The 10,449-nt window shown below is 60.4% G+C and carries 13 protein-coding genes; 1 reads left to right on the forward strand and 12 read right to left on the reverse strand.

Annotated features, from left to right (window positions below; genetic code table 11):
- Nucleotide 1: 1 nt before the first annotated feature.
- From AB4Y32_RS35480 to AB4Y32_RS35490, 3 genes are read right to left on the reverse strand one after another with little or no spacing between them, the layout of a single operon-like run.
- Nucleotides 2-694: an amino acid ABC transporter permease gene (locus AB4Y32_RS35480; RefSeq protein ID WP_087736169.1), complete on the reverse strand. Its 693-nt coding sequence runs from the start codon at nucleotides 692-694 to the stop codon at nucleotides 2-4.
- Between the two features lie 2 nt (nucleotides 695-696).
- A complete protein-coding gene (locus AB4Y32_RS35485) occupies nucleotides 697-1,392 on the reverse strand; it encodes an amino acid ABC transporter permease (protein WP_368725761.1) in 696 nt (231 codons plus the stop codon).
- Between the two features lie 49 nt (nucleotides 1,393-1,441).
- Nucleotides 1,442-2,287, reverse strand: coding sequence for an ABC transporter substrate-binding protein (locus AB4Y32_RS35490; RefSeq protein ID WP_368725762.1), 846 nt, complete (start codon nucleotides 2,285-2,287; stop codon nucleotides 1,442-1,444).
- Between the two features lie 767 nt (nucleotides 2,288-3,054).
- Between AB4Y32_RS35490 and proP the strand changes: the two genes are divergently transcribed.
- Nucleotides 3,055-4,524, forward strand: a complete 1,470-nt coding sequence (gene proP, locus AB4Y32_RS35495) for a glycine betaine/L-proline transporter ProP (protein ID WP_368725763.1) — start codon at nucleotides 3,055-3,057, stop codon at nucleotides 4,522-4,524.
- Nucleotides 4,525-4,565: 41 nt separating this feature from the next.
- Here proP and AB4Y32_RS35500 read toward each other — a convergent pair whose 3' ends face one another.
- The 9 genes from AB4Y32_RS35500 to AB4Y32_RS35540 form a co-directional block, all read right to left on the reverse strand.
- Nucleotides 4,566-5,618, reverse strand: coding sequence for an alpha/beta fold hydrolase (locus AB4Y32_RS35500; protein WP_368725764.1), 1,053 nt, complete (start codon nucleotides 5,616-5,618; stop codon nucleotides 4,566-4,568).
- Between the two features lie 295 nt (nucleotides 5,619-5,913).
- Nucleotides 5,914-6,141 carry a hypothetical protein gene (locus AB4Y32_RS35505; protein ID WP_087737605.1) on the reverse strand — a complete coding sequence of 76 codons (228 nt, stop codon included), beginning with the start codon at nucleotides 6,139-6,141 and terminating at the stop codon, nucleotides 5,914-5,916.
- A gap of 57 nt (nucleotides 6,142-6,198) precedes the next feature.
- Nucleotides 6,199-6,423 (reverse strand): hypothetical protein, encoded by a 225-nt coding sequence (locus AB4Y32_RS35510; protein ID WP_368725765.1) that lies wholly within the window; start codon nucleotides 6,421-6,423, stop codon nucleotides 6,199-6,201.
- A 57-nt stretch (nucleotides 6,424-6,480) separates the two neighbouring features.
- Entirely contained in the window at nucleotides 6,481-6,705 is a 225-nt protein-coding gene (locus AB4Y32_RS35515; RefSeq protein WP_368725766.1) for a hypothetical protein, read from the reverse strand.
- A 57-nt stretch (nucleotides 6,706-6,762) separates the two neighbouring features.
- Nucleotides 6,763-6,990 (reverse strand): hypothetical protein, encoded by a 228-nt coding sequence (locus AB4Y32_RS35520; protein WP_368725767.1) that lies wholly within the window; start codon nucleotides 6,988-6,990, stop codon nucleotides 6,763-6,765.
- Nucleotides 6,991-7,763: 773 nt separating this feature from the next.
- Nucleotides 7,764-7,994 (reverse strand): hypothetical protein, encoded by a 231-nt coding sequence (locus AB4Y32_RS35525; RefSeq protein ID WP_152768293.1) that lies wholly within the window; start codon nucleotides 7,992-7,994, stop codon nucleotides 7,764-7,766.
- A 108-nt stretch (nucleotides 7,995-8,102) separates the two neighbouring features.
- Nucleotides 8,103-8,330: a hypothetical protein gene (locus AB4Y32_RS35530; RefSeq protein WP_368725768.1), complete on the reverse strand. Its 228-nt coding sequence runs from the start codon at nucleotides 8,328-8,330 to the stop codon at nucleotides 8,103-8,105.
- A 309-nt stretch (nucleotides 8,331-8,639) separates the two neighbouring features.
- Complete coding sequence (locus AB4Y32_RS35535; protein WP_368725769.1) at nucleotides 8,640-9,437, reverse strand: substrate-binding domain-containing protein; 798 nt, start codon at nucleotides 9,435-9,437, stop codon at nucleotides 8,640-8,642.
- 221 nt (nucleotides 9,438-9,658) lie between these two features.
- Nucleotides 9,659-10,027, reverse strand: coding sequence for a DUF2784 domain-containing protein (locus tag AB4Y32_RS35540; RefSeq protein WP_368725770.1), 369 nt, complete (start codon nucleotides 10,025-10,027; stop codon nucleotides 9,659-9,661).
- Between the last annotated feature and the right edge of the window lie 422 nt (nucleotides 10,028-10,449).

Genomic DNA, 10,449 nt, shown 5'->3' on the forward strand with positions numbered 1-10,449 from the left:
TTCACACCTTTGCCGGCAAGCGCGACGCAAGCCGCCTTTCGAGCAGATACGCGCAACGGGTCAGCCCGAAGCACATCACGAAGTAGCTGAATGCGAGCAGCAGATAGATCTGTGCCGATTGCGTCAGCGCCTGAGTACTGATCTGCCCGGCCACGAAAGACACTTCCGGCAGACTGATGATGTAGCCGAGCGATGTCTCCTTGATGGTCGAGACCAGCTGGTTCACGAGCGACGGCAGCATGTTGCGCAACGCCTGCGGCAGGATGACGAACGCCATCGCCTGCATATACGACAGGCCAAGCGAGCGTGAGCTTTCCATCTGCCCCTTGGGCAATGCCTGAATACCTGCCCGCACGATTTCGGCGAGATACGCGCCGTCGAAAACGACCAGTGCCGTGAGCATCGTGCTGAACTGATTCGTGCGATGACCGGTGAGCGTCGGCAGCAGAAAATACGCCCAGAAAATGACCATCAGCAGAGGCGTGCCGCGCACGCCATAGACGAGCGCGGTGGCTGGCCAGCGCAGCACGCGAAACGGGCTGATGCGGCACAGTCCGAAGACGATGCCCACGGGCAGCGCCAGCACAAGGCCTGCGGACGCGAGCATCAGCGTGAGTACGAGTCCCCCGAGCGGCCCATTCGGATACTGACCCACCAGGTAGTACATGCCGTAAGTCTGGAGTATGTCGATCATCGCTACATGCTCCGTACGGGATACCGTTGCTGATACCACGCGGAGAACAGCGTGATGGCGATCGATACCGTCAGATACGCGGCCGTCGCCACGCCAAACGACTCGAAGCCCCGGAAGGTCGCGCTTTCGACCTGCTGCGCCTGGTACATCAATTCAGCTACACCGATCACCATCGCGATGCTCGAGTTCTTCCACAGATTGAGCGTCTGGTTGACGAGTGGCGGAACCGTGACCCGCAACGATTGCGGCAATACCACGAGCCGCATCGCCCGCAGGAAGCCGAAACCGAGCGCGCGGCTCGCCTCGAGTTGCTCCTTCGGAATCGAGCGAATTCCGCTGCGAATGTCTTCGGCCATATACGCCGACGTATAGAGAACCAGTGCGATCAATGCACTAGCCGCCTCATAATTCTTGTTGTAGAGCCATGTCTTGATGACGAGCGGCAGCAGCTCGGGCGCCCCGAAGTACCAGAACAGCATGTGCGCAAGCAACGGAACGTTTCTGATCGCTTCGACGTACGCCTGACCGAGCCCGCGAATGAACGCGATGGGAGCGAGGCGCGTCAACGCGACGACGATGCCGAGCGGGAGCGAGATTGCAAAGGCAAGCACGGACAGCTTGATCGACATCAGGAAGCCGCTGACGAGCCATTCGCCATATTGCCCCGAAAGCAGCGCCGACAGATTGAATGTAGGCATGAAGTATCTGGCCGCCCGTCGTCGGAGCGGGCGGCGGCCATAGTTGGAGTTAGTCGATCTTGTCAGTTGCGATCTTGAACGTGCGCGGCGGGAAGTTCATCTTCGTGCCGGGACCGAACCACTTGTTGAACTCCTGCTGCGCCTGGCCATCCGATTCCATGCCTAGCAGCACCTTGTTCACCTGCTCGCGGAATGCGGCCTCGTTCTTGCGGATACCCAGTGCGATGTGTTCCGTCGAGATGTTCTGCGTCACCAGCGCGTAGTCTTTCCCGGCGGGGCCGAGCTTCGCGAGGTTGCCGACCAGCGTCGTCTCGTCATTCACATAGGCCACGCCCTTGCCCTGCTGGAGCGCGAGCAACGCCTGAGGGCTGGTGTCAAACGACACGACATCCGCGTTCTTGATCGTCTTCGCGATGTTGGTCTCCATCGTCGAGCCTTTGACCGTCAACACCTTCTTGCCATCGAGTTGAGCGAGGGTCGTAATGCCGCTCTCCTTCCTGACCATCGCCTTTTGGCCCGTGATGAAGGTCGATACCGAGAAGTCGATTTGCGCTTCGCGCTCCTTGTTGTGCGTGAGCGAAGCGGCGAGCAGATCGACGCGGCCCTGTTGCAGTTCAGGAATACGCGCGGCGACGGCCAACTGCTTGAGAACCGGCTTGACGCCGATGCTCTTTGCCACGGCATTGCACATGTCCACGTCATAGCCGACGATTTCGCGGCTCATCGGGTCTTTCATGAAGCTGAAAGGCTCATCCGTGCCCAGCACGCCGCATACGAGCTCGCCGCGCTGCTTGATGTCCGCAAGCTGATCGGCCTTCGCAGCGAGCGTCGTGATCGACAGCACCGACAATGCGGCAACCTGTGCAACGACGCGAAGTGTGTTGATGCGTTTCATCGAATCTCCTCTTTTTGGTTGTACAACTAATCAGTTTTTGTTGACGTCGCGAGCCGAAGCATACGACATTCGCATCCCGCAGCCCGAGCGGCTGCCGGTTCGAATGGCGTGAGGGGGTACTGCTTACGTGCGAACCTTCGCGACAGCGGAATAGCCGCCGCAGCTAGCCGGACGCATGAAAAAAGAAAAGATCGGAAAGGGCACTGGCCTTTGAAAAGAACAGCCCCTCTGTTGGCGTACTGAGTGCTTCGAAAACGCGGGCCAATGTATTCATCTCGGGCAATCTTGACTCTGCTTGTAGTGTTGCTTACCGCGCCTGTGTCGTACCGCTTGTGCGTCCCGCTTTCTTGTTCCCATCCACAACTATGTTACGGAGCCGATATGGAAATTTGTTTCTAAAGAACCCGCCGATTCTTTGGAAAAAGAGACTGTGGTTTTTGATTCTAGCCGATTCGAAAATATTTATTTCAAGCTCAGGGTAATCCCTGACTGTCTCGACATCCCGTTCACAGGTGTCGTTTTCCGCCGTTTTCTGGACGCGTGAGCGAAGGCCTTGCTGCAGGCTCAACAGCACACTCTCCTTGACAGATGAATTTGCCGGATGTCGCGCAGGCTTACATGATTGTCCGCAGCTTTCGACACGGCTGCATGCCAACGCCCGCTCGCGCCATCGACATCCCACCAGGCCTCGCGCCCAATCAGCATCCGTCCGATCGGACACTTCTTCCGTCCGGCGGGTTTGCAGCGCCAATCCAGGAGTGCGTCAATTGAGACCTTCGCAAGAAAGCATCGCGAGAACCCATTCGGCAGCCTTGCCCCTCACCCTCGACGACATCACGGTCGTCGACAACACCCTTCTCAAGCGTGCCGTCGGCGCGATGGCACTCGGCAACGCGATGGAATGGTTCGACTTCGGCGTGTACAGCTACATCGCCGTCACGTTGGGCAAGGTGTTCTTCCCGTCGAGCAGCCCGTCCGCACAATTGATCGCGACCTTCGGCACGTTTGCGGCCGCGTTTCTCGTGCGCCCGATCGGCGGCATGGTGTTCGGCCCGCTCGGCGACCGCATCGGCCGCCAGCGCGTGCTCGCGATGACGATGATCATGATGGCACTCGGCACCTTCGCGATCGGGCTGATTCCGAGCTACGGCGCGATCGGCATTCTCGCGCCCGTGCTGCTGCTCGTCGCGCGCCTCGTGCAAGGGTTCTCGACGGGCGGCGAGTATGGCGGCGCGGCCACCTTCATCGCCGAGTTCTCGACGGACCGCCGACGCGGCTTCGCCGGCAGCTTCCTCGAGTTCGGCACGCTGGTCGGCTATATCCTCGGCGCGGGCACGGTCGCGGTGCTGACGTCCTCGCTGTCTCAGGACGCGCTGCTGTCGTGGGGCTGGCGCGTGCCGTTCTTCATCGCCGGGCCGCTGGGTCTCGTGGGCCTGTACATCCGGATGAAGCTCGAAGAAACGCCCGCCTTCAAGAAGGAAGCCGAAGCGCGTGAAGTCGAGGAGAAGTCGCGTCCGAAGCAGAAGTTCATGGAGCTGCTCGCGCAGCAGTGGAAGCCGCTTCTGAAATGCGTCGGGCTCGTGCTGATCTTCAACGTGACCGACTATATGGCGCTGTCGTATCTGCCGAGCTATCTGTCGGCGACGCTGCACTTCAACGAATCGCACGGCCTGTTCCTCGTGCTGGCCGTGATGGTGCTGATGATGCCGATGACGCTCTACGCAGGCCACCTGTCGGACAGGATCGGCCGCAAGCCGGTGATGCTGCTCGGCTGTGTGGGTCTCTTTCTGCTGTCGATTCCGGCACTGCTGCTGATCCGCACGGACGCGGTGCTGCCCGTGTTCGGCGGGCTGCTGATTCTCGGCGCGCTGCTGTCGACGTTCACGGGTGTCATGCCCTCGTCGCTGCCCGCGCTCTTTCCGACGAAGATCCGCTATGGCGCGCTTGCGATCGGCTTCAATGTGTCGGTGTCGCTGTTCGGCGGCACGACACCGCTCGTTGCAGCGTGGCTGGTCGATAGCACTGGCAATCTGATGATGCCCGCGTACTATCTGATGGGCGCGTCGCTGATTGGTGTCGTATCCGTGATCGCGCTGCGCGAGACAGCGGGCAAGCCGCTGCTCGGTTCCGGTCCGTGCGTCGGCACTCACGCGGAAGCACTTGCTGTTCTCCGTCAAGCGAGCAAACGCGTCAACGTCAAGAAGGCCTATCTGGCAGTCGTCAAGGAACGCGCGTAACTGTGGGCCGCCCATTGCGCGGCCTCGCATTGGTCTCGCGTTTAGAACCGGTCGACGTCGACCACAGCCTGCGCGAACGCTCGTGGTGCCTCTTGCGGGAGGTTGTGGCCGACGCCACCTGTGATCGTCCGGTGTTCGTACTTGCCGGTGAACTTGCCTCTATAAGCGCTCGACGGCAGATGGGGCGCGCCGTTGTCGTCGCCCTCCAGCGTGATAGTGGGCACGCCGATCGTGGGCGCCGCGGCAAGCCGCTGCTCGAATTCGTCGTAGCGCGCCTCGCCCGCTGCAAGCCCTTGTCGCCAGCGATAGTTGTGGACGGTGATCTCCACATGGTCCGGGTTGTCGAAGGCGGCCGCGCTGCGGTTGTACGTGGCGTCGTCGAAGTTCCATTTCGGCGAGGCCTGCCGCCAGATCAGCTTTGCGAATTCGTGCGTGTACTTTTCGTAGCCTGCGCGTCCACGATCCGTTGCGAAATAGAACTGATACCACCACTGAAATTCCGCCTCGGGCTGCAACGGCATCGCGCCGGCCTTCTGACTGCCGATCAGATAGCCGCTTACCGACACCAGTGCCTTGCAGCGCTCCGGCCACAGCGCCGCGATGATGTCGACCGTGCGCGCGCCCCAGTCGAAGCCGGCGAGTACCGCTTGCTGGATGTTGAGCGCGTCCATCAGTGCGATGATGTCGCTTGCCACAGCCGCCGGTTGTCCGTTGCGCATCGTGTCGCGCGAAAGGAAGCGCGTCGAGCCGTAGCCGCGCAGATACGGGACGATCACGCGATAACCGCGCGATGCCAGCAGCGGCGCAACGTCGACGAAGCTATGAATGTCATAAGGCCAGCCATGCAGAAGGATGACGGCAGGTCCGCTCGCCGGTCCCGCCTCCGCGTAGCCCACGTTCAGCAGGCCAGCGTCGATCTGCTTGAGCGACGCGAAAGACGTATGGCTGCCCGCCTTCACGGGAGGCAAAGTCGCAGGCTTCGATACGTTGGTCTGGGCACGAGCGGAACCCAGCATGCCGAACTGGGCGGCCGCAAAAGCAAGGGCCGTTGTGCCAAGGAAGCTCCGACGACGTGAATCGATTCTCTCTGACATTTGCCTCTCCTTGTTGTTGAACGCGCTTGTGCTTCAAAGGTACTCGAACGGAGCGGCCACAGGAAGCGCCGTCACGGAAGCATTAAAGCGCGCCAAGGTATCTGCAATGTGTCGAGAGCCCGGCTTATTGTGATGTTATGTATCTGATCCACGGCCAGATACATTCGGGTACAAATCGCGGTTCGCACCGGCTAAGCAATCAGATGCCCCCCGGCTGATCTGGCCGAGGGGGAGCCCCGCTTCCTCTGCACCTTCGGGCGCAAACGAATCGTGCTCCCCCGACAAGGCAGTGAACTTACGCCTTGACGAACTGCAGGCCGCCGAAGTTCTGGATCGTCGGAATGTCGACCTTCGTGTCCGTCTGCGTGACAGGTGCGACCACGATAGCCGGGCTGGCAAAGCCGCCGCCGAATGCCGCGTTCGTGTTGAAGGCGTTGACGTTGCTTCCGCCGCGTACTTCCGAAAGTTCCTTGGCGGACAATTCTTCGTTATGCGAAATATCCTTGATGGTCAGCGAAGTCATGATGAATCTCCTTGGATGGAACAATTGCGAGTTGAAAGAGAGTGAATCGTTTGCTGCTTACAGCACGGCCTGCAGGCCGCCGAAGGTCTGGATCGTGGGGATCTGAACCTTCGTGTCGTTCTGCGTCACGGGGGCCACCACCACGCCCGGGCTGGCGAAGCCGCCGCCAAGCGCCGCATTGATGTTCGCGACGTTGTAGTTGCTGCCGCCGCGCACTTCGGAAAGCGCCTTGACGGAGAGTTCTGCGTTGTGCGAGAGGTCTTTGATGGTCAGCGATGCCATGATGATTCTCCTTGAATGGATTGGTTGCGAACTGAAAGAGAGCGAATCGTTTGCGATTTACAGCACGGCCTGCAGGCCGCCGAAGTTCTGGATCGTGGGGATCTGAACCTTCGTGTCGGTCTGCGTGACGGGGGCCACCACCACGCCCGGGCTGGCGAAGCCGCCGCCGAAAGCCGCGTTGATGTTGCCGACGTTGTAGTTGCTGCCGCCGCGCACTTCGGAAAGCGCCTTGACGGAAAGTTCTGCGTTGTGCGAGAGGTCTTTGATGGTCAGCGATGCCATGATGATTCTCCTGAATCGAATGGGTTGTGAAGTAATAGAGAGCGAGTCGTTTGCGAATTACACCAGCACGCCTTGCAGGCCGCCGAAGTTCTGGATCGTGGGAATCTGAACCTTCGTGTCGGTCTGCGTGACGGGGGCCACCACGACGCCCGGGCTGGCGAAGCCGCCGCCGAAAGCCGCGTTGATGTTGCCGACGTTGTAGTTGCTGCCGCCGCGCACTGCGGAGAGTGCCTTGACGGAAAGTTCTTCGTTATGCGAAAGGTCGTTGATGGTCAGCGATGCCATGATGAATCTCCTGATGGTCTGTGTTTCGGTTTAGGTAGAGCACGATTTGTTTGCGCTCGCGGCTATATACGCACAGGATGTGCCAAGCGCGGCCTGCAACGCGCTGATCATCTGCAAAGCACTGAAAATAAAGGCACTTCCTTGAAGCCACCGTCATTGACGCTGCGCTCCGTATCGACTGGCAGCCAACGACCGCCTGCGCTTCGCCAACAGGTTCGCGGATAGCTGTCTGTTTTGATCGAACAGTGCCGAATTCCGTGGCTACGACGGACCACATCGCGGTGTTGAGTACCTTCAAACGATGTGCCGGAGATGAGGGCGGGCCTCAGTGCGAAGTTCGGAAGCAGGAGGCTACGCGATCGTCAATATCGCGCGAGCGCGGATAGACGAGAATCTGCACGTCGATGGACGCGACGCGATTTCATGGCCGGGGGCGCGGGCATCAGCTGCGATTGAACTGCAACTGATATGGAGCGACAGGGTTTGCGCGCAACGGCACGCGTCGCCCATTGCGTGATGTGTGGGCTCTTTGGCGCTGTATTCGTAGGGTTTTCTGGCGCAAACAAAGAAGCCCGCCAGACGGAGAACGGCCTGGCGGGCTGAAGCCGTCAGGGACAAGACCTGACGGTGTCTCTCGGACGAACGCTTGTGATAGTGACTCTGTCTCCTCTTTCGTGCTTACCCCATTTCGTCGCTCTGTCGCGAGCTATCGAATCTGATCTGGCGAAGCGAAACTGACTTCGCAAGGCAAGACGGCTGCCGAATGCTGAGGCTCAAAGCCCCTTCAGCCACTGCAGACCGCCGAAATTCTGGAGCGTGGGAATCACCACTTTCGTATCCGTCTGAATAACGGGCGCCACCACGATGGCCGGGCTCGCAAATCCGCCGCCGAACGCGGCGTTCACGTTGCCGAAATTGAAGTTGCTGCCACCACGCACCGCGCCGCGCGCTCCGGCGGACAGTTCTGCGTGATGCGAGAGGTCCCTGATCGTCAGCGAGGCCATGGTAGAACTCCTTGGATTGACGGGTGTTTTCGAATTGGGAGAGCACGATTCGTTGCGCCGTGAGGAGCGGAGAATCGCAGCTCTCCCGGATCAGCACTTACGTGCCCTTCACGCCTTCACGAGCTGCAGGCCGCCGAAGTTCTGGATCGTCGGAATGTCGACCTTCGTGTCCGTCTGCGTGACAGGGGCCACGACGATGGCCGGGCTGGCAAAGCCGCCGCCGAATGCCGCGTTCGTGTTGAAGGCGTTGTAGTTGCTGCCGCCGCGCACTGCCGAGAGAGCCTCGACGGAAAGTTCTTCGTTGTGCGAAAGGTCTTTGATGGTCAGCGAAGTCATGATGAATCTCCTGATTGGGCGTGTTTCAGTGGGAAGAGCACGTTTCGTTGCGCTCGCTCCCACATATGCAGAGGTTGTGCCAGTCGTCGTATCGCGCCCGGAGAAGCAAGCCTAAGGTATTGAAATAAAAGAGTATTTTTCCATGTAGCAACTCGCTAGAGGGCCTTCGGCTCTCCCGCCCCAATGGTTGGGGTTCGGTGTCTGGCCAACAGGTCCTCTGAAATCTGTCTGTTTTTACCGAACACCTGGGTGACATAGATTGCGTCGGTTCTGGCGAGATGTGCGATCAGCCGGGCTGCCTGCTTTCGCTCAATTCGCTGGCGCTGGAGGGAGAGGTTCAAGTCCGCTCCCGATAATCGCGGGCGCCGCATCGGGCGACGACAGAAAGTGGATCAGCGCTGCCGCGCCGGCGGGGTTCTTCGCGTTGGTGCCGATGCCTCCCGAGTACACCGTGTACCTCTGCAATTCCGCAGGCAAGCTGCCGGCGAACGTCACGCCCTTCACGGGCAACAGTTCGACGACCTGCTGGAATCCGATCTCCGCCCGCCCGTTCGCGACAGCATCCGCGACCTGCTCCGCGGGTATCATGCGGCTCTTGATCGCGAGTCGTCCCGCAATGCCGAGACGTTCAAACAGTTCGCTGCCGATATAGACACCCGTTGCGTTGTCTGGATAGACGATCGATTGCGCGGCGAGCAGCGTGCGCCGCAATGCGTCGATGGAACCGATATCCGGCTTCGGTTCGCCTTCGCGAACCACCATGCCGATTGCCGAGCGAGCGAAGTCCACCTTGCTGCCCGGCACAACCTTGCCGGCGTCGATCTGATCGTCGATCGCATAGCTGACCACGATCAGCACGTCGGCCCATTCGCCTCGCGCGAGACGCACGGGAATCGCATTCGCGGCCTTGCCTGTCACGGGCCCCCAGACGGTGATCAACGTGCGGCCCGTCGTCTCCTGGAACTGCGGGCCCAGTTCGCGATAGGCCGACGCGAAGCCGCCCGAGATCATGACTTTCACGTCATCCGCCAATGCCGCGCCGCTGGCCAGCAACGCGCCCGCGACGCAGAGGACGAGTGCGCGAACCCTTAGCTTGCTGATAGTCACGGCCCCACTCCATGTCGATGGAATGTCCGCTGGCGTTGCGGCATCGCACGCGGCGACAAGACGGCAGCTAGCGGACAATGCGTTCGTTCAATTCTGGATTCGAGTGTAGGCCATTCGCGCCGCGCTACAGCAGATCGCCATCTGCATGGCTATACGTAGAACGTCGGTTCATCGCGATGCGCGAGTTCGTCGTAGACGCAGCCACCGTCAGACGGTCCTTCTCATGAACGAGGCGGAATGCGGCGCCAGGTGACCGCGACGATCAGCAGAAACAGCACATAGGCGGCGACGAAAACCCAAGCCGGCAAATCGTAATACAGCAGGGCACTCACCCAGCGCTGGACGAATCCCTGCGGGCCGGCCACGCCCGTGCGCAGCCAGTCCTCGAGGACGGTGAGCGGGCACGGCACGCCAAGCGCCGCCAGCATCGCGACAACACCGATGGCCGCAAGGTGCACGATCCGGAAAGCGCGGTTGCGTACCCAATCGCGCTTCAAGGCGGCGCCGACCCAGATCGCGACCAGCCCGCCGACGATGAACACGACAATCAGCGCGTGCAGCACAAGTACCGTATTGGCGAGCCAGATCACGATGTCCTTGCTATGTTTGATGACTGTCGACGGGCGGGCCTGGATGAAGGGTGGCCTGGCAGATGCCTCATCACACAGGTCAGCTAATAAGGCTGTGAATTCCGAGGCCTTTCTTGAGGGTCCCGCGAATGTTGACACATGCCACGCGTGCCGAAACGGTGTACGGCCATCGACGCAATGTCGCGTGGCTCTGCGTTTCTATGAGTGTAAAAGCGTTCGTCGTTGAACGCGTGAGACGTGCGGAGAACGATAAACGTAAACTGCCGCAAGGCAACACGTTTTGCGTAGACGGCTTGCACCCGCCGCGCCGGCGGGAGGAAGGGTAAAACATGGCGCCGTAAACGACCGCGGCCCCGCCTGTTGGAGGGCGGGGCCGGGTGCTGTGTAAGGAGCCTGACGATTACCTACTTTCACACGGGCAA

It is taken from the genome of Paraburkholderia phymatum (genome assembly GCF_040965635.1).
In the GTDB taxonomy this organism is placed as follows: domain Bacteria; phylum Pseudomonadota; class Gammaproteobacteria; order Burkholderiales; family Burkholderiaceae; genus Paraburkholderia; species Paraburkholderia phymatum_B.

Bases quoted from the DNA above. Each gene is read 5' to 3' on its own strand.
- AB4Y32_RS35480 (WP_087736169.1), bottom strand. From the start codon at position 694: ATGATCGACATACTCCAGACTTACGGCATGTACTACCTGGTGGGTCAG.
- AB4Y32_RS35485 (WP_368725761.1), bottom strand. From the start codon at position 1,392: ATGCCTACATTCAATCTGTCGGCGCTGCTTTCGGGGCAATATGGCGAA.
- AB4Y32_RS35490 (WP_368725762.1), bottom strand. From the start codon at position 2,287: ATGAAACGCATCAACACACTTCGCGTCGTTGCACAGGTTGCCGCATTG.
- AB4Y32_RS35500 (WP_368725764.1), bottom strand. From the start codon at position 5,618: ATGTCAGAGAGAATCGATTCACGTCGTCGGAGCTTCCTTGGCACAACG.
- AB4Y32_RS35505 (WP_087737605.1), bottom strand. From the start codon at position 6,141: ATGACTTCGCTGACCATCAAGGATATTTCGCATAACGAAGAATTGTCC.
- AB4Y32_RS35510 (WP_368725765.1), bottom strand. From the start codon at position 6,423: ATGGCATCGCTGACCATCAAAGACCTCTCGCACAACGCAGAACTCTCC.
- AB4Y32_RS35515 (WP_368725766.1), bottom strand. From the start codon at position 6,705: ATGGCATCGCTGACCATCAAAGACCTCTCGCACAACGCAGAACTTTCC.
- AB4Y32_RS35520 (WP_368725767.1), bottom strand. From the start codon at position 6,990: ATGGCATCGCTGACCATCAACGACCTTTCGCATAACGAAGAACTTTCC.
- AB4Y32_RS35525 (WP_152768293.1), bottom strand. From the start codon at position 7,994: ATGGCCTCGCTGACGATCAGGGACCTCTCGCATCACGCAGAACTGTCC.
- AB4Y32_RS35530 (WP_368725768.1), bottom strand. From the start codon at position 8,330: ATGACTTCGCTGACCATCAAAGACCTTTCGCACAACGAAGAACTTTCC.